The 25,501-nt window shown below is 71.4% G+C and carries 25 protein-coding genes and 1 pseudogene; 6 read left to right on the top strand and 20 right to left on the bottom strand.

The window, feature by feature from the left end; genetic code table 11:
- Nucleotides 1–23: 23 nt before the first annotated feature.
- The 5 genes from ABEB28_RS36955 to ABEB28_RS36935 form a co-directional block, all read right to left on the bottom strand.
- Entirely contained in the window at nt 24–515 is a 492-nt protein-coding gene (locus ABEB28_RS36955) for a hypothetical protein (protein ID WP_345732943.1), read from the bottom strand.
- Between the two features lie 545 nt (nt 516–1,060).
- A complete protein-coding gene (locus ABEB28_RS36950; RefSeq protein WP_345732942.1) occupies nt 1,061–2,065 on the bottom strand; it encodes a chymotrypsin family serine protease in 1,005 nt (334 codons plus the stop codon).
- A 203-nt stretch (nt 2,066–2,268) separates the two neighbouring features.
- On the bottom strand, nt 2,269–3,123 hold the full coding sequence (locus tag ABEB28_RS36945) for an SMP-30/gluconolactonase/LRE family protein (RefSeq protein WP_345732941.1): 855 nt from the start codon (nt 3,121–3,123) through the stop codon (nt 2,269–2,271).
- A gap of 342 nt (nt 3,124–3,465) precedes the next feature.
- Nucleotides 3,466–4,731, bottom strand: coding sequence for an MFS transporter (locus ABEB28_RS36940; protein WP_345732940.1), 1,266 nt, complete (start codon nt 4,729–4,731; stop codon nt 3,466–3,468).
- The gene (locus ABEB28_RS36935) at nt 4,728–5,975 is read right to left on the bottom strand and encodes an MFS transporter (RefSeq protein WP_345732939.1); all 1,248 of its coding nucleotides are present in this window, start codon (nt 5,973–5,975) and stop codon (nt 4,728–4,730) included. Before ABEB28_RS36935 ends, ABEB28_RS36940 begins: the two co-directional genes overlap by 4 nt.
- Before the next feature lie 146 nt (nt 5,976–6,121).
- Here ABEB28_RS36935 and ABEB28_RS36930 point away from each other — a divergent pair, with 146 nt between their 5' ends.
- A complete protein-coding gene (locus tag ABEB28_RS36930) occupies nt 6,122–6,700 on the top strand; it encodes a CGNR zinc finger domain-containing protein (protein WP_345732938.1) in 579 nt (192 codons plus the stop codon).
- Nucleotides 6,701–6,853: 153 nt separating this feature from the next.
- Here ABEB28_RS36930 and htpX read toward each other — a convergent pair whose 3' ends face one another.
- From htpX to ABEB28_RS36875, 11 genes and pseudogenes are all read right to left on the bottom strand, one after another.
- Entirely contained in the window at nt 6,854–7,750 is an 897-nt protein-coding gene (gene htpX / locus ABEB28_RS36925; RefSeq protein ID WP_345732937.1) for a zinc metalloprotease HtpX, read from the bottom strand.
- A 108-nt stretch (nt 7,751–7,858) separates the two neighbouring features.
- Nucleotides 7,859–9,508, bottom strand: coding sequence for an NADH-quinone oxidoreductase subunit N (locus ABEB28_RS36920; protein ID WP_345732936.1), 1,650 nt, complete (start codon nt 9,506–9,508; stop codon nt 7,859–7,861).
- A complete protein-coding gene (locus ABEB28_RS36915) occupies nt 9,505–10,983 on the bottom strand; it encodes a complex I subunit 4 family protein (protein ID WP_345732935.1) in 1,479 nt (492 codons plus the stop codon). Before ABEB28_RS36915 ends, ABEB28_RS36920 begins: the two co-directional genes overlap by 4 nt.
- Entirely contained in the window at nt 10,980–12,908 is a 1,929-nt protein-coding gene (locus ABEB28_RS36910; protein WP_345732934.1) for an NADH-quinone oxidoreductase subunit 5 family protein, read from the bottom strand. Before ABEB28_RS36910 ends, ABEB28_RS36915 begins: the two co-directional genes overlap by 4 nt.
- Nucleotides 12,905–13,279: an NADH-quinone oxidoreductase subunit NuoK gene (gene nuoK / locus ABEB28_RS36905; RefSeq protein WP_345732933.1), complete on the bottom strand. Its 375-nt coding sequence runs from the start codon at nt 13,277–13,279 to the stop codon at nt 12,905–12,907. Before nuoK ends, ABEB28_RS36910 begins: the two co-directional genes overlap by 4 nt.
- Nucleotides 13,257–13,794: pseudogene (locus ABEB28_RS36900) on the bottom strand (NADH-quinone oxidoreductase subunit J family protein); the annotation flags it as partial. The pseudogene ABEB28_RS36900 and the gene nuoK, both read right to left, overlap by 23 nt.
- Before the next feature lie 147 nt (nt 13,795–13,941).
- Nucleotides 13,942–14,523: a NuoI/complex I 23 kDa subunit family protein gene (locus tag ABEB28_RS36895; protein ID WP_345732931.1), complete on the bottom strand. Its 582-nt coding sequence runs from the start codon at nt 14,521–14,523 to the stop codon at nt 13,942–13,944.
- A gap of 122 nt (nt 14,524–14,645) precedes the next feature.
- Nucleotides 14,646–15,116 carry a hypothetical protein gene (locus ABEB28_RS36890; RefSeq protein ID WP_345732930.1) on the bottom strand — a complete coding sequence of 157 codons (471 nt, stop codon included), beginning with the start codon at nt 15,114–15,116 and terminating at the stop codon, nt 14,646–14,648.
- A 27-nt stretch (nt 15,117–15,143) separates the two neighbouring features.
- Nucleotides 15,144–16,106, bottom strand: a complete 963-nt coding sequence (locus ABEB28_RS36885; RefSeq protein ID WP_345732929.1) for a complex I subunit 1/NuoH family protein — start codon at nt 16,104–16,106, stop codon at nt 15,144–15,146.
- A 33-nt stretch (nt 16,107–16,139) separates the two neighbouring features.
- Nucleotides 16,140–17,066, bottom strand: coding sequence for an NADH-quinone oxidoreductase subunit C (locus ABEB28_RS36880; RefSeq protein WP_345732928.1), 927 nt, complete (start codon nt 17,064–17,066; stop codon nt 16,140–16,142).
- Between the two features lie 69 nt (nt 17,067–17,135).
- A complete protein-coding gene (locus tag ABEB28_RS36875) occupies nt 17,136–18,089 on the bottom strand; it encodes an FAD-dependent oxidoreductase (RefSeq protein WP_345732927.1) in 954 nt (317 codons plus the stop codon).
- Nucleotides 18,090–18,171: 82 nt separating this feature from the next.
- On the opposite strand from ABEB28_RS36875, the gene ABEB28_RS36870 reads away from it, so the two are divergent.
- Entirely contained in the window at nt 18,172–18,753 is a 582-nt protein-coding gene (locus ABEB28_RS36870; RefSeq protein WP_345732926.1) for a TetR/AcrR family transcriptional regulator, read from the top strand.
- Between the two features lie 74 nt (nt 18,754–18,827).
- The gene (locus tag ABEB28_RS36865) at nt 18,828–20,021 is read left to right on the top strand and encodes a Cmx/CmrA family chloramphenicol efflux MFS transporter (RefSeq protein WP_345732925.1); all 1,194 of its coding nucleotides are present in this window, start codon (nt 18,828–18,830) and stop codon (nt 20,019–20,021) included.
- Nucleotides 20,022–20,052: 31 nt separating this feature from the next.
- Here the strand turns inward: ABEB28_RS36865 and ABEB28_RS36860 are convergent, their stop codons facing one another.
- Both ABEB28_RS36860 and ABEB28_RS36855 read right to left on the bottom strand, forming a co-directional pair.
- The gene (locus tag ABEB28_RS36860; protein ID WP_376981935.1) at nt 20,053–20,613 is read right to left on the bottom strand and encodes an NADH-quinone oxidoreductase subunit B; all 561 of its coding nucleotides are present in this window, start codon (nt 20,611–20,613) and stop codon (nt 20,053–20,055) included.
- A gap of 86 nt (nt 20,614–20,699) precedes the next feature.
- The gene (locus ABEB28_RS36855) at nt 20,700–21,689 is read right to left on the bottom strand and encodes an aldo/keto reductase (RefSeq protein ID WP_345732924.1); all 990 of its coding nucleotides are present in this window, start codon (nt 21,687–21,689) and stop codon (nt 20,700–20,702) included.
- Nucleotides 21,690–21,831: 142 nt separating this feature from the next.
- Here ABEB28_RS36855 and ABEB28_RS36850 point away from each other — a divergent pair, with 142 nt between their 5' ends.
- The 3 genes from ABEB28_RS36850 to ABEB28_RS36840 all read left to right on the top strand — a co-directional run bounded on the left by ABEB28_RS36850 (nt 21,832) and on the right by ABEB28_RS36840 (nt 24,579).
- Nucleotides 21,832–22,710 (top strand): ABC transporter permease, encoded by an 879-nt coding sequence (locus ABEB28_RS36850; protein ID WP_345732923.1) that lies wholly within the window; start codon nt 21,832–21,834, stop codon nt 22,708–22,710.
- Nucleotides 22,711–22,787: 77 nt separating this feature from the next.
- A complete protein-coding gene (locus ABEB28_RS36845) occupies nt 22,788–23,813 on the top strand; it encodes a taurine ABC transporter substrate-binding protein (RefSeq protein ID WP_345732922.1) in 1,026 nt (341 codons plus the stop codon).
- A gap of 1 nt (nt 23,814) precedes the next feature.
- Complete coding sequence (locus ABEB28_RS36840) at nt 23,815–24,579, top strand: ABC transporter ATP-binding protein (RefSeq protein ID WP_345732921.1); 765 nt, start codon at nt 23,815–23,817, stop codon at nt 24,577–24,579.
- On the opposite strand, the gene ABEB28_RS36835 is transcribed toward ABEB28_RS36840, so the two are convergent.
- Complete coding sequence (locus tag ABEB28_RS36835) at nt 24,576–24,947, bottom strand: NADH-quinone oxidoreductase subunit A (RefSeq protein WP_345732920.1); 372 nt, start codon at nt 24,945–24,947, stop codon at nt 24,576–24,578. The two genes, ABEB28_RS36840 and ABEB28_RS36835, sit on opposite strands and share 4 nt — an antisense overlap.
- 85 nt (nt 24,948–25,032) lie before the next feature.
- Nucleotides 25,033–25,494, bottom strand: a complete 462-nt coding sequence (locus ABEB28_RS36830) for a DUF350 domain-containing protein (RefSeq protein WP_345732919.1) — start codon at nt 25,492–25,494, stop codon at nt 25,033–25,035.
- Between the last annotated feature and the right edge of the window lie 7 nt (nt 25,495–25,501).

The following is a 25,501-nucleotide window of genomic DNA, read 5'->3' as shown; positions in this document are numbered from 1 at the left end:
CGGATACCGTTCGTCGTCGAGCGTCAGATGTTGTGCATCAAGTTGTGGAACCAGCTCCCGGAGTCTTCCTGCGTGCCCGGCTCCGGTGCCGCGTGGGTCACGGCGCTGAGCGCGGCGATGCTCTCGGCCAGCGTCCTGCCGTCCAGCTGCGGCAACTCGCCGAGCGCCTCGTCGACGCTCAGACCGAAGTCGTCGGCGATCTGCGTCGGGTGCTCAGCGGTGTACCGGGCGAGGAACGCGAACACTGTTGCGAGGCGCGCCTGCACGGCCGCCGGGTCCGGCTTCTCGTTGGTCTTGACGAGGCCGGTCAGCTGCCATTTGTCGTCGAACGCCGGCGCGAGCCGGTGGCCGTCCTGGTCGAAGAAGTCGAGCCCTCGCGGGGGGTCCGCGTGGGTGGCCTCATGCGTGCCGAGCAGGTCTTTGACGCTGGTGAACAGGTGCGCGAACCGGTCGTTGACGTCGATGACGAACACCGTCTCCGACGTGGTGGTGACTTCAGAGCCCGAGATGGTCACGGTAAGTCCTCTGCGCTGTGGACGGGGCGAACGTCCCGTCGGGCGTGTTCCACGGAAGGAATGAGCTTCGGATCCGGCAGGACGTCGGAGCGCGGGTGCGCGACCCGGCGACCCTGTCGGGCTGGTTGTACCGCAGCCGCGCTCGCCCGTCGTGTCCGATGACGACATCCCGTCAGTTGCGGGGTGCGCGAGGCGAAGACAGGGCTGCCGCGGGGCGCGAGTGGGGGCCGGAATCCCCCTCGGATCCCGGCTCCCACCCGGAGGACAGCAGCAGCAGCGTCCGATGTCCTCACCAGCCCCCAGCTCCTCTCGGCGCCCTCGCTCGCAGGAGCGCGGGCTACTCCACACGGCCGTCGTGCCGCATCGGTTCGCGTGCGGCCTCGGGACGCGTCCGGTTCGGGCGGATGGCCCGCGCCGGCTGCTCCCGCGCGAGGAGGCGTCCCGCGGGTCGCGGGACGTCTCCTCGTGCGTGCGGCACGTCGGATCACGAGTGCGAGGTCGACCCCCCGTTACCGGACGTCGTCGTTCGACGCCGCCGGTGTGGCCTAGTCCTCGGTGACACGGACACCCAGCAGCGATTGGACGGCGGCGATGTTGTTGAGGACGCTGACCCGGCCGGAGCCGGCGAACAGCAGGCCCACGGCGCCCTCGTCGGGGTCGGTGACGAGGCTGCCGGAGTCTCCGCCGGCGGACATGCCGGTCGTCACGATCTGCTGGCCGAACCGGGCGATCCGATCACCGTCGTAGTGCACGTCGACGGTCGCGTTGATGTTCAGTACGTGTCCGGTCGTGAAGGTGGTCGTGCGCCCCCACTTCTGGACGGTGTCGTTGATGTTCGGTGCTGCGTTGAGCGTCTTCACCTCGCCGGCCCAATAGACCCGACTGTCGGCGTCGTGCACCGCCTCGGCGATCGCCGCGTCCACGAGGTTGACCGGTTTGCGGGCACCGTCGTGGAACTGGATCGGCACGAAGCGCACCAGCCCGCCGATCACGTCGGCTGGGTATCGGCCACCGTCGACCAGGGCCGGCTGCAATATCGGGTCCCCCGTCCGGCCGGCGTTGCAGTCGGCCAGGGCGTAGTTGGTGCTCAGGATGTAGTACCGGCCGGGATCGGCGGCCTGCGGGAGCACGTCGAAGCACCCGGTGCCGAGCGTGCCCGCGTTGCCTCGGTAGTGCCCGACGCTGACCCCGGCGAACGCCGGCCGCACCCGCTGTCCGAGCTGGAACGGGCCGACACCCAGCGACGCGGTGGCGCCCCGGTCGGCCCAGGGCGGCGGGCCACCGCCGGCCCGGATCAGCCCGACCTCCTGCACGTCGGTCGGAACGCCCTCGAGCTCGGTCGGCACCATCGCCTTCGGTGCGAGATACCGGGCGTCGATCTTGCGGTGGACGAGGACCGTGATCGCCCGCTCCCCGGTGTTGATACCGCCGCTGTACTTGTGGCCGAGGCCCACCCCGACCACGTTCGGGCGTCCCATTAGGGCGTCCTGGTGCGTCAGCTGTGTTTCCACCAGGGGGAGGAACTCTGTGCGGACGACCTGCGGGAGCATCGCGGTATCCCTTCAGGGGGAGAACCGAATGGCCGCGCGATGGCCGACCGGCGTCCTCGCCGACCGTCGCCATCGGCGACTTGGATGCTCCTTACCCTGGCCGTCCGGCCGACCCGACCAACAGAGGCGGCTGTCCCAGTTACTCGGGCACCCCGCCTGGCACCTCGGGACAACACTGAAACTTCAGTAACTACCCTCGAAACCTAACCGCCAAACCCGAACGGCGTCAGGCCTCGGACGCCGGGCCGGACGTGGAACAGCGCACCGGCCTGCGGCTCGGCGCCCTCCGGAAGATTCTCCCTGGTCGTCGTGATGTAGAGGTCACGATCGACGAACGCACAGGACGTCGGCTGGCTCACCGGCACCTCGACGACGAGGTCGAGCGTGCCGTGCGGGTCGTAGCGGTGGACGGTGCCGGCACCGTAGAGCGCCACCCAGACGCCGCCGTCCGCGTCGATCGTGAGGCCGTCCGGCGTGCCGTCGTCGATGCGGGCGAACGGACGCCGGTTGTGCAGCGTCCCGGTCGCCGGGTCGGCGTCGAAGACGTCGACCCGCTTGGTCGGCGAGTCGACGAAGTACGCCCGGGCGCCGTCCTGCGTCCAACTCAGGCCGTTGGAAACCGTGAGGTCGGTCAGCACCTCGTGCACGGAGCGGTCGGGATCGAGCCGGTAGAGCGTGCCGCGACCCGGCTCCTGGCTGTAGGCCATCGTCCCGCAGTAGAACCGGCCCTGTGCGTCGCAGCCACCGTCGTTCATCCGGATGGACTTGTCGGTGAACGCCTCGATCCAGGTCGGCTCGGCGTCCGGCGCGTCGAGACCGTCCCGGCCCAGCAAAGCGAAGCCGCGCTGGGTGGCGAGCACCCACCCGCCGGCCCGGCGCGGACGCAGGGCGGCGGCGACGTCGGCGACGACGCGCTTGGTCAGTTCGCCGGTCACCGGGTCGAACGTGAGGACCGCGCCCACCAGCATGTCGACGAAGCGGAGCACGCCGTTCCCGGTGTCCCAGACCGGTCCTTCGCCGTGTTCCGCGCACGCATCGGTCACCTGGTCAGCTCGCACGTCCACCTCCGGTCGACGGGGTTGTACCCCCTCAGTGTGAAGACCTGCCCCGGGGTTAACCGAAGCAGGTCTCACAATCCATCCTTACGCTCCTCATTTCCGCAGTTGCGGGCCGTAACTGCTCGGCAGAGGTAGTGGCCGGGTGGCGCGCTGATGGATGTCGTTTGCCGGGTCGATCGGGCCTGGTTGTCGCGTTTTCCGGGCTGCGCGTGCAGTGTTGGCGTGAATCCCGGACCATGGCACGGAATCCACGCCAACCATCTCGGCGGGCACCCGGAAACGGCGACAACCAGGACGCGCACCACGGCGACGCTCGGCACTCAGGCGTGGCGCCGCGGGCGATCAGGCCGTGCGCGTGGTCACCCGGCGCAGAGCGCTGCGGGGCAAGGCGGCGGCGACCGCCCCGGCTCCGGTGGTCAGTGCCGCGAGCGTGAACGCGAGCGCCACCCCCGACTCCTGCTCGACGAGCACCCCAGCCACCGCAGCCCCCGCCGCCGAGGCGGCGAACACGACGGTGGCGACCCAGGTGTAAGCCTCGTTCACCATTCCGGCCGGAGCGATCCGCGACACCAGCGCGTTTTCCACCGTCAGCGCGGGCGCCAAGGTCAGGCCGCCGACCAGCAGCGCGACCGCCATCACCCCGGCGGACGGCACCAGCGCCAGCGTGGCCAGCCCGGCCGCGACCGCACCGAGCGCCACCGCCCACTGCGTCGGCAGCGATCGGCGGAACTGCCGCGTTCCGTACCAGAGCCCACCAGTCACGCTGCCGACTCCCCAGAGACCGAGCAGCAGCCCGGCCAGCCCGTCGGCGTCCCCACCGGACCGCTCCGCGGCGAACGCCGGGATCGCGACCCCGACGACGCCGAACGCGAACGCCAGCCCCGAGGAGACGGCGAGCAGCAGCGGCATTCCGAGTGCGACCGCGGGTCCGAGCCCTCGCGCGGCGGGGCGTCCCGGGTCGGGCCGCCATCCGCGCGTCGCCCGCCCGGCCGCCACTGCCAGTGTTCCGCCGAGTGCCAGCACCGCCGCCACGACGAGGGAGACGGTCGGCTCGGTCACCACGGCCAGCGCACCGACGACCATCGGCCCGAGCACGAACACCAGCTCGAACGCGGTGGTCTCCAGCGCCAGCGCGGACTCCCGCAGCCCGCTCGTCGGGCCGGTCGTCAGCTCCGTCCAGACGCTCCGCACGGTTGCGGTAAGCGGCGGGAGGCAGGCACCGAGCAGCGCGGACGTCGCCCACAGCACCGGGGCCGGCGCGTCCGCAGTGGTCGCGGCCAGTACGCCGCCCGCGGCGATCGGCCACGCGATCGCGGTACCCAGCAGCACCGGGACGGGGTGGAACCGGTCGGCGAGACGACCGAGCACCGGCCCGACGATCGCGTTCGCCACCGCGTAAGCGGCGCTCGCGATGCCGGCGTCCGTGTACGACCCGGTCGAACCCTCGACCAGTAGGACCAGCAGCAGCGGCGCCATCCCGATCGGGAGCCGCCCGAGGACGCTGCCGATCAGCAGCGTGCGACCGCCGGGCAGCCGCCAGACGTCGGCGTACCGGCTGAAGCCTGCGTTGAAGCCTCTCCGGTCGCCGGTCGAGGAGAGATCACTCATGACGACACCTCCGAAAGCTTGTTCGCCTGCAATCCAGTGCCGGGCCACGCGACGATCGCCCACGCGGCTACCGCGGTCACCGCGGCGAGGAGGAGGGCGGCGGTGACGCCACCCGGCCGGTCGACGAGCACGCCGCCGACCGCGGTCCCGGCGGCGACGGCCGAGTAGGTGACGGTCGTCAGCCAGGTGAACGACTCGGTGAGCGTTCCGCGCGGGGCGAGCTCGGCGACGAGCGAGTTCTGGACGGTGATCGCCGGCGCGAACGCAGTACCACCGAGGAACAGCACGACGCCGATCAGCCAGGCGTTGCCCAGGAACGCCAGCGGCGCGAAGCCGAGGGCGCAGGCGGCCAGCGTCCACCGGTACTGGCGGACGATCGGCACCGCGAACCGCTGGGCGCCGAACCAGAGGCCACCGATCGCGCTCCCGACGCTCCAGACCGACAGCAGGACGCCTGAGAGCGCGGGCCTTCCCTGCCCGTCGGCGAAGCCTGCGATCGCGGCCTCGATCGCACCGGTGCCGAACAGCAGAGCGAACGCCGCGACCAGCGCGGGAGCCATGCCTCGGGCCCGCAGCGGGTTGCGCCGGACCGTGCCCGACGAGACCGGGCGCGGACGCCAGCGCCGACTCGGCCGACTGGCGGCGACGGCCAGCGAACCGACCAGCGCGGCCACCCCGGCGCCGGCGAGGGCGATCACCGGACCCCAGGTCGCCGACGTCGTGGCCACCGCAGCCGCCACGAGCACCGGACCGGTCATCCAGACGACCTCCAGCGCGATCGCGTCCAACGCGAACGCGGTCTGGCGCGTCGAGTCACCGCTGGCGGAGCCATCTGAGTCCGCCGAGGCGGTCAGGTCGGTCCAGATCGCGCGCAGCGAGGAGCTGAGCAGCGGAACCAGCGCGCCGGCCAAGGCCGCCGCGAGGAACATCAGAACGACCGGGACCTCGGCCAGCGCGGTGAAGACCAGAATGCCGACGGCCAGCGGGTACCCCAGGCCGGTGCCGACCAGGACCGCGGTGAAGCCACGCCGGTCGGCGAGCCGCCCCAGCAGTGGGGCGACGGCTGCGGTGGTCAGTCCGTAAACGCCGACCGCGACCCCACCCACTCCGTACGAGCCGGTTCGATCGGCGAGGAACAGGAGCAACGCCAACGGGGCGATGCCACCCGGTAACCGGCCGACGATCCCGGCGACGATCAGCAGCGGGGCCGACGGCAAGCGCCACAATTCCACGTACCGGCGCATGTGCGTCGATCCTCCGTTTTCTTCAATGTCGACGCACGTCAGACGTCGTCGTGAGCAAGTCCGCCTGCGCGGCTTTGTATTGGGCGTTAACGTGTTAGACCCTTACACTTGGACCGACACTACCTCTGGATGCGGTAGGTGGCCAAATGGAATACGACACTTACAACGCAGATGCTCTGCAGCTCGCGGTGGACCTCGCCAACCTCGCTGCCGCGCGCGACGCCGCGGTGGCCGGCGTCACTCCGGACGGCGACGAACTGCGGGCGGCCTGCGAAACGTTCGTGGCCACGCACACCGACTGGTTCAGTGAGCAGGCGTCCCGGACCCTCACCGCGCCGGACGTCGCCTCGATCGCGGAACTCTCTCACTGCCTGCGGAACATCGCCTCGGCCGGAACCGACACCGAGTCGGTCGACCGGCTGAACGCGCTGCTCCAGCAGTGCAAGCCGGTACCGCGCGCGACGAACCACGACGGGACACCGCACCTGCACTACTCCGACGACGACGCGCCGCTCGTCGAACAGCTCGGGGCCACCGTGTCGATGGCGATGGCGAACCTGATCGTCCGACACGGGCGCGACCGAATCGGGGTCTGTGCGGCCACCGACTGCGCGGACGTGTTCGTCGACACGTCCCGCAACCGCTCCCGCCGGTACTGCTCCGAAACGTGCGCGAGCCGCACCACCGTCTCGGCCTACCGTCGCCGCCAGAAAGCAGCCCGCTGACCTCTCGGCGCCGCCCTTGCCGGTTCGTTTTCCCGAAAAGGCACCTCACCGCCCGCCCCGAGCGGGGGCCTTCCCGAATCCGCCCTCACCGCGAGCCCGGCGGCGGGCGCGGGAGGCCCGCCCGGGGTGGCTCCGAGCGGGCGTCGGCGCGGGTTAGCGGCGGTAGTCCGTCGGGGCGCCCGGCGCGGGCATGTAGCGAGCCATGTCCTCCAGCCGCGCTACCCGCTGCTCCATCGGCGGGTGCGTACTGAACAAGCCCGCCACGCCGCTCTTCCGGAACGGGTTGTCGATCATCAGGTGACTCGCCGACAGCAGCCGCGACTCCTGCGGCAGGGGCAGCGTCTGCGTCCCCATGTGGATCTTCCGCAGCGCGCTGGCCAGTGCCAGCGGATCGTTCGACAGCTTCGCGCCGTCGGCGTCGGCCTGGAACTCACGGTTCCGGCTGATCGCCAACTGGATCAGCGCCGCCGCGATCGGCCCGACGATCAGCGTCAGCAGCACGACGAGCGGGTTCGGTGCGTCGTCGTCGTCACCGCCGCCGAGCGGGATGAAAAACGCGATGTTCGCCAGCATCGTGATCATCGTGGCGAGCGCACCCGCGACCGACGAGATCAGGATGTCGCGGTTGTAGACGTGGGACAGCTCGTGCCCGATCACGGCCCGCAGCTCGCGCGGCGTCAGGATTTGCATGATCCCGTCGGTGACCGCGACCGCCGCGTTCCGTGGGTTGCGTCCGGTCGCGAACGCGTTGGGTTGGTTGGTCGGGCTGACGTAGAGCCTCGGCATGGGCTGACCAGCGATGGTCGCGAGCTCGCGCACCATCGCGTAGAGCGCGGGCTGGTCGACCTCGCTCACCGGGTACGCGCGCATCGAGCGGAGAGCCAGCTTGTCCGAGTAGAAGTAGCTGAACCCGTTCATCCCGATCGCGACGACCGCAGCGATGACCAAGCCGGTCGAACCGAAGAGCCAGTACCCGAGGGCCAGGATCGCACCGCTGAGTACACCGAGCAGTAGCGCAGTCTTCAGCCCGTTGAAGTGGTGGTGCACCATTCCTCCAGGCGGTGAGCACGGAGCGGAATAGCTCCGGCAATCGGTAGAACGCGAGGTACGACCCCGACGTTCCCGCCGTTAACCCAGCTCACACCCGACCGCGGTCGGTCAGGTCAGGGCGTCCGCCACGGACTCGGCCACCTCGAACACCCACTGCGGCCACCCGCCGAGCACCACTCCCGCGATTGCCGTCACCCCCACCGCAACGGCCACCACCAACGATCCGGGGGCTCGGCCAGCGGCCGATTCGGCGTCGGCGACCACGGCCTCGCCCGGCTCGATATCCCCCGCCGTATCGACACTCGCCGGGGCTCCGGCGAACGCCGGCGTCCGAACCGGCACCGGCGCCGGCGTGAAGCAGGCGGCCCCCGCCCGGGCGTAGTACGCCAAGCCGACCACCGCGTTGAGGCCGATCACCACCGCCAGCCAGCCCGCCGATCCGTCCAGTGCGGCCTGCACCACCACGACCTTGGCGAACAGTCCCGCCAGGCCCGGTGGCAACCCGGCCAGCCCGGCCAGGCCGAGCACGAACGCTGCGGTGGCCCATGGCGCCCGCCTCGCGGCCCCGGCCAGGTCGTCGAGCGTGCCGCCCGCGCCGGCGCCCCGCAACGCCACCACAGCGGCGAACGTTCCGACGCTGACGACCAGGTAGAAGGCGGTGAATCCGGCGACACCGGCCACCGCGTCCCGGACATCGGCGTCGCTCCGGCCCTCCGCGGACACAAAAACCGCGAGCGGAGCCAGGAGGTAACCGGTCTGCGCCACCGCCGACCACGCCAACAGCCGCACCAGCCGGCGCTGCCGCAACGCGACCAGGTTGCCGACCGTCATCGTGACCACCGCCACGACCGCCAGCACCGGGCCGAGCACATCAACCACTGGGCGGAGTGCGGTGGTCACGGTCACAACTACCGCGACCGCGCCGCCGAGCTTCGACCCGGTGGCGAGCCAGGCCGCGACCGGCAGCGGTGCTCCGTCGTAGGTGGCGGGCGCCCAGGCGTGGAACGGCACCGCGGCGAGTTTGAACAGCAATCCGGCAAGGACGAGGACCGCCGCCACACCGACGAGCGGGAGGTCCCGCGCGTCCGGCCGCCCGGCGAGTGCCGCCGCGACCCGATCCAGGTGCACGGCCCCGACAACGCCGTAGAGCAGGCCGATGCCGAGCAGCGTCAGCGTCGTCGCGACGACCGAGGTGACGAAGAACGTCACCGCCGCCTCGGCCGATGCCGGGTCGCCCGGTTCCGTGCCCGCTCGTCGCACCAGGCCGACCAGGACGTAGACCGGCAGCGTCAGCGTCTCGATCGCGATGAGCAGCGTCAGCAGGTCGCGGGCCGAGCCGAGCACGACGAGGCCGATCAGCGAGCAGAGCAACAGGAAGACGTACTCCCCGGGCGGCACCACCGCACTCCGAACGACCGGCACGGACAGCGCCAGCACCACCAACGCCAGCGCGCACCCGAGCACGGTCACCGCCACCGACGCGGAGTCGACGACGAACGAGCACGACGGCCCGACCCGCACCCCACCCGGCAGGACACCGCTCGGGGTGCAGAACGTGCCCCGCCGGTCCGTGCCCACGGCGAGCGAGATCACCAGCGCGACCAGCGGCCCGAGTGCCCCGACGCCGAGCAGCACCGGCCCGGCCCACCGCTTGCCGTGGCCGAGGATCAGATCGACCACGAGCGCCAGCACCGCCGCCGCGGTCAGCGCGTAGACCGGCGCCAAGGCTGCATGGTCGACACTCTGGACTGCTGTCATCGCGCCACCGTGCCCACCAGCGCCTCGACCGGAGCCGCGGTCAACGACAGCAACAGATCCGGCGCCAGGCCCAGCACCAGCGCCAGCACGACCAGCGGCGCCCAGGCGGCCAGCTCGATCGCGTCCAGACGGGGTGCGTCGGCAACCACCGCGGAGCCCAGCGGGCCCACCGTCGTCCGCCGGAGCAGACGGAGGAAGTACGCGGCGGCCAGCGCGGCACCGAGCGCAGCCACGACGCCGAGAACCTTGAAGAAGGCCGAGCCTTCGAACGCCCCGACCACGGCGAACGCCTCGCCCCAGAAACCCGCAAGGCCGGGCAGCCCGAGGCTGCCGACCGCAGCGAAGCCGAGCAGGCCGGCCAGCCACGGGGAGACCGTGGCGAGACCGCCCAGCCGGTCGAGGTCACCGGTGCCGTAGCGGTCCTTCACGGCCCCGACGAGGAAGAACAACAGCCCGGTGAGGACGCCGTGCGCGACGTTGCCGAACAGTGCCGCCTGGAGCCCCGGCGTGCTGAGCGTGGCGATACCGAGCAGGACGAAGCCCATGTGACCGACGGACGAGTAGGCGATCAGCCGCTTGAGCTCGCCCATCGCCAGGCACACCAGCCCGGCGACGATGATCGCGGCCACCGCCAGCACCCCGAGCACCGGGGCAACCGCCTGCGCTCCCTCGGGTGCGGCGGTCAGCCCGACCCGGATCAGGCCGTAGGTGCCCATCTTCAGCAGGACCGCCGCCAGCACCACCGAACCGACCGTCGGCGCCTCGGTGTGGGCGTCCGGGAGCCAGCTGTGCAGCGGCCAGAGCGGGCTCTTCACCGCGAACGCGACCAGCAGGACGACGAACACCGCGATCTGGCCGCGCTCGGACATCGGAGAGGTTTCCCCGGCCCAGGCGACCAGATCGGCGGTACCTCGAGCGATCGTGGCCGCGACGACGCCGACCAGCAGTAGGACCGATCCGAACAGCGTGTACAGCAGGAACTGTCGCGCGGCCGAGCGTCGGCCCGAACCGCCCCAGATCGCGATCACCGCGAACATCGGCAGGAGCGTGACCTCGAAGAACAGGAAGAACACCAGCGCGTCCAGCGCGAGGAAAACGCCGAGGACGCCGCACTCCAGGGCCAGCAGCAGAGCCAGGAGCGTGCGTGGCTTGCCGGGCTTCGGCACGTGCCGGAGTGAGTACACGGCACAGAGCAGGAAGATCAGTCCGGTCAACGCGATCAGCGGCCAAGAGATGCCGTCCACGCCGAAGTGCAGCCGCACGTCCAGGCTGGGGACCCACCGCACGTCGAACTCGGTCCAGGGCCCGGGCCCGGTCGTTCGCCCACCCAGCAGCACCAGCGCGCCCGTGAACACCGCACCGGTCACCGCGACCGCGAACCACCGCGCCGCCCGCTCGGCGGAGGCAGGCCAGAACGCCAGCGCCACCGCACCCAGCGCCGGCACCGCCAGGAGTGCCACCAGCAGCGCGCTCACCGGAGCACCCCCACCGCCGCGAGCACCGCGAGCAGCACGCCCCCGGCCAGCGCCGTCGTCACGTAACCACCGAGGCCACGGGCGTGCGCACCGGCCAGCGTCCGGCCGATCCGCAGCGCGCTGCGTCCGGTGCCGAGGGCCGTGCCGCCGACCGCACGGGCGTCGCCGACCCGGGCCAGGCGAGCCAGCATCCGTACCGGTCGCACCACGAGCGCACGCTGCACGGCGTCGATACCGAACGCCGCCGCGAACGCGGGCCGCAGCGCGCGCGGGACGACGTCGGCGTCCCGGCGCCACCGCCACCAGGTCGCGCCCACCCCGAGCAGCGCCAGCGCGGTGGCGGCGAGCGCCAGCAACGGGTGCAACTCGAACGAGCCGAGCGGCACGATCTCGACGAGGCGCCCGGGTGACACGTAGGCGTACCAACCGACGCCGGAATCGACGTGCCAGAGCACCACCGCACCGCCGAGCGCGGCCGGCACCGCGAGCAGGAGCACGGGCCAGCGCATCAGGGCCGGTGGGTCGTGCGGTGTCGCGGTGCCCCGGTAGGTGCCGAAGAACGTCCGCAGCCACAGGCGGGCGGCGTAGGCGCCGGTGAGTGCGGTGGTCACGAGACCGGCGACGAGCACCACCCACCCGACCCAGACCTCCCCGGAGCTGTGTCCGGCGGCGGCCTCCTCGGCGGCGCCCAGCACGTACTCCTTCGTCCAGAATCCGGAGAACGGCGGGAGACCGGCCAGCGCGGCGAGGCCGATCGTCATCGTCCAGAACGTCACCGGCATGGTGCGGCGCAGACCGCCCATCGCGGCCATCGAGTTGGACGCGACCGCGTGGATCACGGCTCCGGCGCCGAGGAACAGCAGCGCCTTGAACGCGGCGTGGGTGAGCAGGTGTTGCAGAGCGGCACCGCTGTTGCCGACCGCGAGCGCGCCGGTCATGTACGCGAGTTGGCTGACGGTCGACCAGGCCAGCACCCGCTTGATGTCGTCCTGGGCCAGCGCGGCACACGCGGCGAGCAGCATCGTCACGGCCGCCACCACACCGAGCACAGCGAGTGCCCCCGGCGCGCGGATGTACAGCGGGAACAGGCGGAACACCACGTACACACCGGCCGCGACCATCGTCGCCGCATGGATCAGCGCACTGATCGGCGTCGGGCCGGCCATCGCGTCCGGCAGCCAGGTGTGCAGCGGGAACTGCGCCGACTTGCCTGCCACGCCGGCCAGCAGGAGCAGGCACGCGACGAGCAGCGTCCCGTGGCCGAGGTCCGCGGCCAGGATGTCGGCGATCCGGAACGAGCCGGCCGCCACGCCCAGGACGATCACGCCGAGCAGGAAACCCACGTCGCCGACCCGGGTGACCAGGAACGCCTTCACCGCCGCGCCGGGGGCCTCGGGCAGGCTGCGGTCGTGGCCGATCAGCAGGTAGGAGCAGAGGCCCATCACCTCCCAGCCGATCAGCAGCAGGAACAAGTCGCCGCTGACGACGACCAGCAGCATCGCGGCGGTGAACAGCGAGACCTGCGCGGCGTAGGGACCGAAGCGGTCGTCGTCGTGCAGGTACGCGACCGAGTAGACCTGCACCGCGAGCGCGACCACGCACACCATCACCGCGACGACCGCCGCCGCGACGTCGACCCGCACCGCGAGCAGCACTTCCAGCGTGCCGAAGTCGGCGAGCCGGGTCGCGGCGTCCACGTCTTGCGTGTCGCCGCCAGGCACGTAGTCGGCGTAGCGCCGCGGCATCGTGCCGGCGTCGATCATCCGGGACAGGAGCACGGCGGCGACGACCAGAGCCGCCGCTGCGGTGGTCACTCCGAGGGCGGCGGCCCACCGGCGACCCGCCGGACGCAGCAGCAGACCGGCCAACCCCGCCGCGCCGGGGAGCGCAGGCAGCGCGGCGGCGAGCGCGACGTCGGCGTTCACCGGCGTCCCTCCACCGACTGATCCGCGTCGACCCCGTCGGCTCCGGCCTCGACGTCGGCCCGGCCGGCCCCGTCTCCGATGTCGACTCGGTCGACGGCCACCGTCTGCCGCAGCCGGTAGAGCTGCAGGATCAACGCCAGTCCGACGCCGACCTCCGCGGCGGCCAGCACGATCACGAACAGCGCGAACACGGCGCCGGACCGCGGCACGCCCACGGTCGAGACGTCGGCGGTGACCAGGATCAAGTTGACAGCGTTGAGCAGAAGCTCGACCGCCATCAGCAGCAGCAGCAAGTTCCGCCGGACGAGCACGCCGTAGAGGCCGATTCCGAACAGCACCGCCGCGAGGACGTACGGCACGACCGGATGCATCAGCGTCCCCCCGCGGAGCCGGATCGCCGCGACGACACCACGATCGCTCCCACCAGCGCCGACAGCAGGAGCACCGACAGCACCTCGAACGGCAGCACCCACTGCCGGAAGATCTCCGTCCCCACCTGCTCGGCGGTGCCCTCCGGGACGTCGTCCAGATCGACGTAGGTCCAGCGGTAGGCGTGGACCAGCAGTGCGATCAGCGCGACGCCCGCACCGGCGCCGACGCCGAACGCGGGGAGCCGGGCCCGGTTCAGATCGGGGCTGGCGCCGATCGGCGCCCGGGTGAGCATGACCGCGAAGAGCAGCAGCACGACGACCGCACCGACGTAAACGAGCATCTGCACCCACGCCACGAGTTCGGCGGTGAGCACCAGGTAGACGCCGGCCAGTCCACCCAGCGCCACCACCAGCCAGAGCCCGGCCCGCACGACGTGGGCGGTCGTGACCACCGCGAGCGCCGCGCTGACGACCACCACGCCCAGGGCGGCGATCAAGACGTCGGTCACGGTCACGAGAGCGTCTCCACTGCGCTAATCGGGGACAGGGGGAGCATCGCAGGGAGCCCTAGCGACCGAGGAGCGGAGCGGAGGAGGCGCTCGGGGCACACGGTCACGCGGGCATCCTGCCAGCCCTCACCGACATCCCGAGGGTGGAAACGCTCACAACGACGCTTCGCCGGTTCCGGTCTCGTCCCGGATCTCGGCGGCATCGTCCCGTGCGGCGTCGGCGGCGCGCTGGGCGGCGAGCGCTCGATCCGCGGCGACGACCTCTTTCGCCGGTTCGCCGAGCGGGTCGTGCGCCGGCGGTGGCGGCACCGTCCACATCCACTCGCGGAGGCGGTCGGACTCGTGCAGCAGGTCCTTGATGTCGTACTCGGCGAACTCGAACTCCGGCGACCAGTAGAGGGCGTCGAACGGGCAGACCTCGATGCAGATCCCGCACCACATGCAGAGCGAGAAGTCGATCGCGAACCGGTCGAGCATGTTGCGCTGCCGCGCCCGAGCCGCGCCGGGCGTCTCGACGGTCTCCTTGTGGCTGTCGATGTAGATGCACCAGTCCGGGCACTCCCGGGCGCAGAGCATGCAGACCGTGCAGTTCTCCTCGAGCAGCGCGATCACTCCGCGGCTGCGCGGGGGCAGGTCCGGTTTGACGTCCGGGTACTGCCGGGTGTGCGCACGCCGGGACAGCGTCCGCAGCGTCACCGCCAAACCCTTCGCCAGCCCGGCACCCGGAATCCCCATGGGTGGCATCCTGCCCGCTCCGCGCCCCCCGGCATAGCGCGCCGCCCACACTCGCAGCCCGGCGCATGCGCATTTCGTGGGCTCCAGGCCACGAAATCGCACACACGCCCGGAACTGCGGCCTCAGACGAACGCGCCGGCGCCCCAGATCCGCCACGGTTCGTGCGCGCCGTTGCGCACCAGCAGATAGAACGTCGCCGTCGGCTGTTGCGGGTCGTCGTGCACCGGCCAGTAGTGCACCCGGAAGCTCATCAGAAGTCGTACGACGTCACGGTAAGCGGACAGCTCCGCGGGGTCCTCCGGCAACGGCACGTAGGCGTCCTGCTCGACGACTCGGACGCCGGTGACCGTCCGCACGTCGTCGCTGTCGATTCCCGGCGCACGGCCCGCTGCCCACAGGGCGCGCTGCGTCGCTTTGTCGTTCGCGTCCACCGCGTCGAAGTACGCACGCATGACGTCGTCCGGGCCGGCCGCCGCCGGCGGAACCGCCACGTGTCCGCGCCGGATCGGGACGCCGGCCCAGAGATAGAGCGACAGCAGCGCCACGACCGCGACGCACGCCACCGCGAACGCCGCCCACCGCCGCACCCTCACCACGCCACGATGGCACGGTTCGGCGAACTACAGGGCGACCTTCACGACGGCGGTGAGGGCGAGCTGTGCCAGCGCCAGCGGCACCAGGACGAGCCAGCAGAACCGCTGCAGCTGGTCCTCGCGCAGACGCGGGAACGACACCCGCACCCAGATCACGACGAACGCCACCGCGAACAGCTTGAGCAGCGTCCACAACCAGCCGAAGTGCGCGTCGTCGAACGGACCACGCCAGCCGCCGAGGAACAGCACCGTCGTCAGCCCGGAGATCACCACGATCCCGGCGTACTCGGCCAGCAGGAAGAACGCGAACCGCAGCCCGGTGTACTCGGTGAAGTACCCGGCGACCAGCTCGGACTCCGCGATCGGCATGTCGAACGGCGGACGCCGGATCTCGGCCAGGCCGGCCACGAAGAAGACGAATGCGGCCGGCGCTTGCCAGAGCAGCCACCACGGTTCCCAGGCCTCCACGATGCCGGGCAGGCTCAGCGTCCCGGCGGCCATCGCGACGCTCGCCGCCGACAGCACGAACGGCAACTCGTAACCGAGCAGCTGCGCGGCCCCGCGGACGCCGCCGAGCAACGCGTACTTGTTCGCCGACGCCCAGGCCGCCATCAGCACGCCGACAACCCCGACGCCGACCACCGCCAGCACCAGGAAGAGCCCGATCTCCAGCGGCTGGGCGACAAGGCCGTGCGGCCCGAGCGGCAGCACCAGGAAGACGAACAGGTACGGCAGCAGGCTCACTGCGGGCGCCAGGCGGAACACCGGACGATCGGCCTCGGCCGGCACGATCTCTTCTTTCTGGACGAACTTCACGCCGTCGGCGATCAGCTGCGCCCAGCCGTGGAACGCCCCGGCGTACATCGGACCGAGGCGGCCCTGCATGTGCGCCATCGCCTTGTGCTCCAGCTGCCCCACGAGCAGCGGCAGCGTCAGGAACGCGCCGAGCGCGGCCAGCACCCGCAGCACGACCTCCAGCCAGGTCGGCATCAGGCGCTCCCGCCGTCGTCGGCTTCCGGTTCTTCATTCGGACGCTCGACCGCGGCGCCTTTCCCCGGCGCCGGACGCTCGACACGAGCCGGCCGCTCCGCCCGCTCCGGCCGCGCTGGCCGCTCGGCGGGCGACGACGGCTCGGTAGNGCTCCGCGGGCGACGACGGCTCGGTAAGCGAGGGCCGCTCCGCGGGCGACGACGGCTCGGTAAGCGAGGGCCGCTCGGCAGGCGACGACGGCTCGGTAAGCGAGGGCCGCTCGGTGCGAGGCGCCCGCTCCGGCCGCTCCGGTCGGTCGCCACTCACCGGGCGCTCCGGGCGCGCCGCGCGGGGCGGGCGATCGGCACGCGCACCCCGAGCCGCCCGGCCGGCGGGCTCCGGCGGCAGCGTTCCCGCTTCCGGGCCCCACTCGTTGGGGTCGGGCACTCCCGGCGGCCGGTTCCGACGGCGGCCGGGCGCCCCGACGTCGCTCTCCCCCGGCTCCTTCGCGCCGGGCCACGCCTTCGCGACCCGGGCGGCGAGGATGAAGTCCTTGCGCAGCGGATGCCCCTCGAATTCGTCCGGCAGCAGCAGCGGGGCCAAATTCGGATGCCCGGCGAACACCACCCCGAACATCTCGGCGGTCTCCCGCTCCGGCCACGAGGCACCGGGGAACACGCCGGTCAGCGTCGGCAGGGTGGGCTCCGCCCGGGGCACGACGGTCCGCAGCAGCACGCCGTACCGGCCGGACAGCGACCACAGATGGACGACGACCGCGAATCCCTGGTCACCCTCGTCGACGCCGGTGAGAAAGTCGAAGTAGACCGTGCCGAGCGTGTCCCGCGCGGTCCTGGCCGCGTCCACCCACGCCTCCGGCGGCACGTCGACGCAGGCCCGGGCGTACCGTCCCCCCGCGGACACCGAGGCTTCGCCGACGCCGAGCGCCTCGGTCAGCCGCGCCCCGATCTCCTCCTCCGTCATGAGGCCCGATCGTAGGGTGTCCGCCGGGTTCGGCACTGGCAGCAGGCCCGGCTCGTCCAGAAGCCCGGCTCATCCCAGGAGATCAAGCACCACCGCGGCACAGCCCCACGAGACCGTGATGCCCGAACCGCCGTGGCCGTAGTTGTGGACGATCGTCGCGCCCCGGTGCACGACCCGCTCCAGCCGGACGGTGGGCCGGACCGGGCGCAGGCCGACGCGGTGCTCGACGATCCGGGCAGTGGCCAGCTCCGGAACGATCGCCGCGCACCGAGCCCGGATCTCGGCGCAGATCGTCGGGTCGGGATCGGTCGACTCGACTCCCGTGCGGACCGAACCGCCCAGCACCACTCGATCGTCCTGCGGCAGGACGTAGGTCGGCTGGTCGCAGCCCGGGTAGTCCGAGAAGAACTCGTCGACGCCCGGATTCTCGACGACCACGAGCTGCCCCTGAACCGGGCAGAGGCTCGGATCCGGCACGAGTTCCCGGGCGCCGAGCCCGGCGCAGTTCACGACCACGTCACCGAGCTCGGCGACGGCGTCCAGAGAGCCCAGCGCGGGAACCAGCTCGACCCGGACGCCGAGCGCGGCCAGCCGCCCGACGAGATACCGCAGGTACACCGGCATGTCGATGATCGGCGCGGTGTACCGCCACCCGGAGACGAACCCGGCCGGTAAGAGAACGCGCGGCACGTGCGCGAAGCCGTCCATCCCGCGCACCCAGTCCGGCGGTGGCTGGTAGCTGGCGGCCGCCTCGAGCCCGCGGGCCAGGCGGACACCGGAGCGGGCGTCCTCCGAAAGCGCACGGAACTCGCCCAGCGAGTGCAGGCCCCAGCTCAGCACGCGCACGTCCTCGGCGATGTAGGGGCCCCACAACGCCCCGGCCACCGCCGACGTCGTCCGCTCGGGCGGGCGGTCGGCGATCAATCGGACCGGAGTGCCCGCCTCGGCGAGACACAGCGCGGTGGTGAGACCGGCGGCGCCGGCACCGAGCACCACGACGCGAGGCGACGACCGGCTACCCATCGACCAACGGTAACGGGAGGCGGACGCGCAGCGACCGGAAATGAATTGGACCGGCCGTTCCGAAACGGGTTAGCGTGGGCGCGTGCCACGCCCGAAGGGGTTCGACCCGAGCGAAGCGATCGACGCCGCCATGCAGGCGTTCTGCGCGCGCGGCTACGAGGCGACGTCGGCGCAGGACCTCTGCGACAGCACCGGCCTCGGCCGGTCGAGCCTCTACAACGCGTTCGACAGCAAGGACGCGCTCTACTCGCAATGCCTCGACCGCTTCGCCGAGCTGCAGTCGCACGACTCCAGCGCCATTCTGGACGGTCCCGGCACCGGCTACGAGCGGATCCGCGCCCTACTGCTCGCCACGGTGGACGACGAGGCCCGGCCGAACTCCACCGGGTGCCTGGTCACCCGCACCGCGGTCGAGCGCGCTCCGCACGACGCCGCGACCACGGAGACCGTCCGCCGATTGATGGACGACTTCGTGAGCCGGATCGCGGCCACGATCGCGTGCGGCCAGGCCGACGGGTCGATCTCGTCCCGCCAGAGTGCGGCCGCACTGGCGCGGTTCGTCCACGGCGCGATCAGCGGCCTGCGGGTGCAGGGCCGGGCGGCGGCCCCGCGCGACCAGCTGACCGACGTGGTGGAGGTGACCTGCGCGGCCCTCCGCGCCTGATCTCGTCGTTGGTCCGCCGCGACGGTCGTCGGCGCAGTTTTGAACTGATCATTGCAGAATGAAGGGAATCACTGGTGCCGGTCGTCGTCTACGTGTTGGGGCTCAGCATCTTCGGGCTGGGCACCACCGAGTTCATGATCGCGGGGCTGCTCCCGTTGATCGCCGACGACCTGGACGTCAGCGTCCCGGCGGTCGGCGGTCTGATCTCCGCGTTCGCGATCGGCATGGTGATCGGCGCGCCGACGCTCACCGCAGCCTGCCTACGGCTGCCCCGCAAGACGACGCTGATCGGCGCGCTGATCCTCTTCATCGCCGGCCAGGCGCTGGGAGCGCTCGCCCCGAACTACGGCGTCCTGCTGGTCGCGCGCGTCGTGACCGCGGTCGCGACCGGCGCGTTCTGGGGCGTGGCCTCGGTGACCGCGGTCCGTGCGGTGACGCCGGACCGGACCGCACGGGCGCTCTCGGTGCTGCTCGGCGGTCTGACCGTGGCGAACGTGCTGGGCGTCCCGGCCGGAACCTGGCTCGGGCAGTGGCTGGGTTGGCGGGCGACGTTCTGGGCGGTGGGCGTCATCGCGCTGATCTCGCTGGTCGGCGTCGTGCTGTACGTGCCGGCCGGGTCACGCACCGACCAGGTGCCGCAGCTGCGCGACGAACTGCGCACGTTCCGGAACGGCAGGCTCTGGGTGTCGCTGGCGACCACCGTCCTCTACGCCGCCGCGATGTTCGGTGCGTTCAGCTACGCCGCTCCGCTGATCACCGACGTCGCCGGGCTCTCGGAGGCGGCGGTACCGGTGCTCCTGCTGATGTTCGGGATCGGGGCTTTCCTCGGCAACCTGATCGGGGGACGGTTCGCCGACCGCGGGGCGCTGACCAACCTGCACATCTCGTTCGTGGCACTGCTGGTCGTGATGGCGGCGCTGGCCACGCTCGCCGGATACGCCGTGGCGACCGTCGCGTTGTTGCTCCTGATGGGGATCACCGGGTACTCCGCCGCAGCGGCGCTGAACGCGCGAGTGTTCCTGCTGTCAGCCCAGGCCCCGACGCTGGCCAGCGCGGTGAACACCTCGGCGTTCAACGTCGGGAACACGATCGGGCCCTGGGCGGGCGGCGCCGCGATCTCGGCCGGCCTCGGATACCGGGCGCCGGTCTGGGTCGGCGTGGGGATGTTGCTGGGGGCGCTGGCCCTCACGTTCGTGTCCCGGTCCCTCGACCGGACCGTCGCCGAGGCGCGTGAGCCCGGACGCGAGGTGGCACCCCAGCCCGCCTGAGAGCCCGTCATGCGGCCGGATCTGGGGCGAATCAGGGGCGGACCGGCGGCGCGTTCAGCGCGGCGGCGGTCGGCTCCGGTCCGGGGCGCGCGCCCCCACGCAGCGACACCGACTCGTCCGCGATCTTCTGCTGCAACCGCAGGATGCCCTGCAGCAGCGCCTCCGGCCGCGGCGGGCAACCCGGCACGTAGACGTCGACCGGAATGATCTGGTCGACGCCCTTCGTGACGCAGTACGAGTCCCAGTACGGACCGCCGCAGTTCGCGCACGAACCGAACGAGATGACGTACTTCGGCTCCGGCATCTGGTCGTAGAGACGCCGGACGGCCGGCGCCATCTTGTCGGTGACCGTCCCGGAGACGACCATCAGGTCTGCCTGGCGCGGCCCGTTCGCGAACGGGATGACGCCGAACCGGATGAAGTCGTGCCGCGCCATCGAGGTCGCGATGAACTCGATGGCGCAGCACGCCAGGCCGAAGTTGAACACCCAGAGGGAGTACTTCCGACCCCAGTTCAGGACGAACTTGATCGGGTCGGGCAGCGTCGGCCCCGCGCCCCGGACGGCGGGGTCCTGGCGGGTCGGAGTCGGCAGATCGATGGCCACACCGTGAGCCTACGAGGCTTCACCGCGGGCGTTGCGAGTTCCGGCGACCGAAATGCGCAACGCCCGCAGCTGACTCACCAGCGGTCGTGGACGTGCGGCTTGATCAGCCGCTCGTAGACCTCCGCGACGGCGGCGTGGGCCTCGGCCGGCAGCGCGGGCAGCTCACCGGCGGCCGCGTTGGCCCGCGCCTGCTCGGGGTTGCGTGCGCCGGGGATGACGGTGCTGACCTGCGGCTGGTCGATGATCCAGCGCAGCGCGAGTTGCGCGGAGCTCCACCCCTCCGGTGCCACGCCGCGCAGCTCCCGCACGGCCGCCAGACCGACCTCGTACGGGACGCCCGAGAACGTCTCGCCGACGTCGAACGACTCGCCGTGCCGGTTGTAGTACCGGTGATCGTTGGCCGCGAACGTCGTCTGCTCGTCGTACTTGCCGGAGAGCAACCCGCTGGCCAGCGGCACCCGAGCGATGATCCCGACGCCTGCCTCGGCGGCAGCGGGCAGGACGCGCTCCAGCGGCTTGAGGCGGAACGCGTTCAGGATGATCTGGACGGTGGCCACTCCCGGGCGTGCGATCGCGGTGAGCGCCTCCTCCGCGGTCTCCACGCTGACGCCGTACGCGGCGATCGTCTTCTCGGCCACCAACGCGTCGAGGACCTCGAACACTCGGTCGTCGGAGTAGAGCGGCGTCGGCGGGCAGTGCAGCTGCACCAGGTCGAGCGTGTCGACACCGAGGTTCTGCCGTGACCGGTCGATCCAGGCGCGCAGGTTCGCCTCGGTGTACTGCTCCGGGACGAACGGGTCGGCCCGGCGTCCGGCCTTGGTCGCCACCGTGATGCCCGGAGCGGCGGCACCGGTCTCGAAGTAGGACCGGATCAGCCGCTCGCTCCGGCCGTCCCCGTAGACGTCAGCGGTGTCGAAGAAGGTCACGCCGGCGTCGACGGCCGCGGCGAGCACCCCGAGCGCGTCCTGCTCGTCGACCTCGCCCCAGTCGGCACCCAGCTGCCAGCAGCCCAACCCGACGACGCTGACGTTCCGACCCGTCCGTCCCAGCTTTCGGCTCTCCATACCGGCCGAGGGTAGTTGAACCGTTTCGTCCCCGCCTCCGCAGACGTCGGCCGCCCGGCGTACCGCCTGCTGGGACAGGGATTTCCCGCAGCGTCTCCGACCAGGCACTATGCCTATCGATCAGATAGGTTCGGTGGAGGCGATGGACGTGGTGCAGAGCCCTGGCGTGGTGGCGGAGATTCCCGACCCGTCGATCGGTCCCGCGCCGGCCCCGACGCGGCGACCCCGGCGTGGCGGTGCGCCGCTCCGGCGGCTGCTCTCGGTGCTGCTCTCGGTCGTCGTGCTGCTCGCCGTCTGGTGGGCTGTGGCCGCAGCCGAGATCTGGGACCCGATCTTCCTGCCGTCGCCCGGGCGAGTCTGGGACGCGTTCGTCTACTCGGTGACCTCGCACAACGGCCTGCCCGGCATCCAGGGCTACTACCTCTGGGAACACCTCTGGGCCAGCCTCTGGCGGATCCTCCGCGGGCTGTTCTGGGCGATCGTCTTCGGCGTTCCGCTGGGGGTGGTGCTCGCGACCGTGCCGCCGATCCGCGCCGTCGTCGAGCCGTACGTGGACTTCCTCCGGGCGCTGCCGCCCCTGGCCTACTTCAGCCTGCTGATCATCTGGTTCGGGATCGAAGACGACTCGAAGATCTGGCTGCTGTTCATCGCCTCGTTCCCACCGATCACGCTGGCGACGCTCGCCGGCGTGCGGCGCATCCCCGGCGAGTACCTGGAGTCCGCGCGATCGCTGGGCGCCAGCCGCCTGCAGCTCGTCCTGCACACCGTGCTGCCCGCGACGGTCCCGGACGTGCTCACCGGCGTCCGGATCGCGATGGGTTTCGCCTGGACGACGATCGTCGCCGCCGAGACGTCGAACGGCATCCCCGGCATCGGCGGATTGGCGTGGGCCACCAAGAAGGAACTGCTGACCGACGTCGCGATCGTCTGCGTGATCACGATCGGCCTCACCGCGCTGGCTCTGGACGCCGCGCTCCGCCTGATCGAACGCGCGCTCGTCCCCTGGTCCGGCCGTACCTGACGCCCCTGCTGCGCTCGCCACAGGGCGACCGCTGCGACCTGTCCGACCTCCCCCACCCCCGAATGAAGGAACCTCGCATGCGTAACCCCCTCCGCCGCGTGCTCGCGGCCGCGGCGGCCGCCGCTCTGCTCGTCACCGCCGCCGCCTGTGGCGGTGACGACGAGGACACCGCGGCCGGCGGCGCACCGAGCAAGATCGTGATCGGCTACCAGCAGATCCCGAACGGCGACCTCGTCGTCAAACACAACAAGTGGCTGGAGGAGGCGTTCGGCTCCGACACCACGATCGAGTGGAAGCTGTTCGACTCCGGCGGCTCGGTGAACGAGGCGATCCAGGCCGGTTCGGTCGACATCGGCCTGGTCGGCTCGAGCCCGGCGTCCCGCGGGATCTCGTCCGGGATCAAGTACCGGGTGCCGTGGATCTTCGACGTGATCGGCGACGCCGAGGCCCTGGTCGTCAAGGGCGGCCTCACCGACGTCAAGTCCCTCAAAGGCAAGACGATCGCGACGCCGTTCGCCTCTACGTCGCACTACAGCCTGCTCGCCGCACTCCAGAAAGCCGGCCTGGACTCGAAGTCGGTCAAGGTCATCGACTCCGAGCCGGACGCGATCCTCGCCGCCTGGACGCGCGGCGACATCGACGGCGCCTACGTCTGGAACCCGGTGCTGGCCAAGCTCCTCGCCGACGGCGGCAAGACGCTGGTCAGCAGCGCCGAGCTGGCGAAGGAGGGCAAGACGACCTACGACCTCGGCGTGGTCACCGACGAGTTCGCCGAGAAGTACCCGGACGCGGTGAAGACCTGGGTCGCCCAGCAGGACAAGGCCGTCACGCTGATCAAGGACGACCCGACGGCGGCGTCCGAGGCGATCGCGGCCGAGCTGTCGATCACTCCCGCCGAAGCGAAGGCGCAGATGGAGGACCTGATCTTCGTCAACGCCGCGGATCAGGCCGGCGACGAGTACCTGGCCGGCGGCCTGCCGGACAACCTGTTCGCGACCGCCGAGTTCAACAAGGAGCTGGGTGAGATCACGACCGTCCGCGCCGAGAAGGCGTACGACGACGCCGTGGACGAGTCCTTCGCCAAGTCCGTCCCGAAGAGTTGACGTGACGCCGCGCGTGCGACTCTCCGGGGTCGATCACACCTACCAGGGGCGCAGCGGCAGCGTGCAGGCGCTGGACCGGACCGACCTGACGATCCAGCCGGGTGAGTTCGTGTCGGTGGTCGGGGCGTCGGGCTGCGGCAAGACGACGCTGCTGCGCATCGTGGCGGGTTTCGTGCGGGCCACGAGCGGCACCGTGGAGGTGGACGGGGACCAGGTCACCGGGCCGGCGCCGGAGCGTGGCGTCGTCTTCCAGCGACCCAGCCTCTACCCGTGGCTGTCGGTCGCGGGAAACGTCGAGTTCGGCCTGAAGATGCGACGCGTGCCGCGGGCGGAGCGGCGGGAGACCGCCCGCCGGTACCTCGAGCTGGTCGGCCTCGCCGACTTCGCGGACGCCGCGCCGTACGAACTCTCCGGCGGTATGCAGCAGCGTTGCCAGATCGCCCGGGTACTGGCGACCGAGCCGTCGACCGTGCTCATGGACGAGCCGTTCGGCGCCCTGGACGCGCTGACCAGGGAGAAGCTGCAGGCCGAGCTGCGTGCGCTCTGGGCGGCGGAGGAACGAACCGTACTGTTCGTGACGCACAGCGTGGAGGAGGCCGTGCTGCTCTCCACCAGGGTGTTGGTGATGAGCCCCCGCCCCGGACGGGTGATCCTCGACCTCCCGATCGCGTCCGACCCCGCCGACGACCTGGCGACGCTCCGCACCTCACCAGACGTGCTGGCGGCCGCCGAGAAGGTCCGCGCGGCGGTCACCGCGATCCACTAAGTCCAGCGCAGGACGCCCTTGCGCCAGGCGTAGAGCAGGCCGAGCGCCAGCACTCCGAGGAAGATCCCCATCTCGACGAGCGTCACGACGCCGAACCCTGGGCGGTCGAACACGACCGCCCAGGGGAAGAGGAACACGCTCTCGACCGCGAACAGCACGTACAGGTACGCGTAGACGTAGTACCGGATCTGGGCCTGCGCCCAGTCGCCGCCGACCGGGTCGACGCCGCACTCGTACGTCGACAGCTTCGCCGGCGTGGGACGGCGCGGCGCGAGCAGGCGGTTCGCCCCGAACGACACCGCGACGAACCCGATCCCGACGACCAGCAGCAGTCCCAGAGTCGCGTACTGCCCCAGGTATCCGTCCACGCCCGCAGCCTAACCGCCCAGTTACGCCGAATCCGCCTCCACAGCCCGGGTGGAGACGGATTCGGCGTAACTCAGCGGGAGGGGCTCAGACGACCGCCATCGCGGTCACGAGGCCGATCGCGATGTTGGTGACGCCGAGCAGCACGGCGGCCGGGCTCACGCTCGGGTCGTGCACCAGACGACGCACGTCGATCCGGGCCAGGATGTTGAACACGAACGCGGCGACCACCTGCGCGATGATCCCGATCAGGCCGAAGATCGCGGTCGAGATCAGGCCCTCCACGAGGCGCCCGCCCGACGACCAGATCGCGGCGACGATGATCAGCGCGACGCTGAACACGGCGCACGAGGCGAGCACCGTCGCGTTGATGTTCCGCTCGTCCCGGATGATCACCGACAGCTTGCCCGGCGTCGCCAGGTCGATCGCGTAGTAGCCGACGAGGAGCAGCACGAGGCCCAGCGCCGCGTACGCCACGATCGAGCCGGCCCCCTCGCCGACCGCGTTCCAGTACGTGCTGTCCAGCGCCACAACTTCCTCGGTCGCCATGCTGCCT

Source organism: Cryptosporangium minutisporangium (assembly GCF_039536245.1).
In the GTDB taxonomy this organism is placed as follows: domain Bacteria; phylum Actinomycetota; class Actinomycetes; order Mycobacteriales; family Cryptosporangiaceae; genus Cryptosporangium; species Cryptosporangium minutisporangium.
The sequence above is the reverse complement of the archived record's forward strand: the minus strand, read 5'-3'. Positions and strand labels throughout refer to the sequence as shown.

Coding starts and splice junctions, on each gene's coding strand:
- ABEB28_RS36950 (WP_345732942.1), bottom strand. CDS start 2,065: ATGCTCCCGCAGGTCGTCCGCACAGAGTTCCTCCCCCTGGTGGAAACA.
- ABEB28_RS36940 (WP_345732940.1), bottom strand. CDS start 4,731: ATGAGTGATCTCTCCTCGACCGGCGACCGGAGAGGCTTCAACGCAGGC.
- ABEB28_RS36935 (WP_345732939.1), bottom strand. CDS start 5,975: ATGCGCCGGTACGTGGAATTGTGGCGCTTGCCGTCGGCCCCGCTGCTG.
- ABEB28_RS36930 (WP_345732938.1), top strand. CDS start 6,122: ATGGAATACGACACTTACAACGCAGATGCTCTGCAGCTCGCGGTGGAC.
- htpX (WP_345732937.1), bottom strand. CDS start 7,750: ATGGTGCACCACCACTTCAACGGGCTGAAGACTGCGCTACTGCTCGGT.
- ABEB28_RS36920 (WP_345732936.1), bottom strand. CDS start 9,508: ATGACAGCAGTCCAGAGTGTCGACCATGCAGCCTTGGCGCCGGTCTAC.
- nuoK (WP_345732933.1), bottom strand. CDS start 13,279: ATGCATCCGGTCGTGCCGTACGTCCTCGCGGCGGTGCTGTTCGGAATC.
- ABEB28_RS36895 (WP_345732931.1), bottom strand. CDS start 14,523: ATGGGGATTCCGGGTGCCGGGCTGGCGAAGGGTTTGGCGGTGACGCTG.
- ABEB28_RS36885 (WP_345732929.1), bottom strand. CDS start 16,106: ATGCCGACCTGGCTGGAGGTCGTGCTGCGGGTGCTGGCCGCGCTCGGC.
- ABEB28_RS36875 (WP_345732927.1), bottom strand. CDS start 18,089: ATGGGTAGCCGGTCGTCGCCTCGCGTCGTGGTGCTCGGTGCCGGCGCC.
- ABEB28_RS36855 (WP_345732924.1), bottom strand. CDS start 21,689: ATGGAGAGCCGAAAGCTGGGACGGACGGGTCGGAACGTCAGCGTCGTC.
- ABEB28_RS36850 (WP_345732923.1), top strand. CDS start 21,832: ATGGACGTGGTGCAGAGCCCTGGCGTGGTGGCGGAGATTCCCGACCCG.
- ABEB28_RS36845 (WP_345732922.1), top strand. CDS start 22,788: ATGCGTAACCCCCTCCGCCGCGTGCTCGCGGCCGCGGCGGCCGCCGCT.
- ABEB28_RS36830 (WP_345732919.1), bottom strand. CDS start 25,494: ATGGCGACCGAGGAAGTTGTGGCGCTGGACAGCACGTACTGGAACGCG.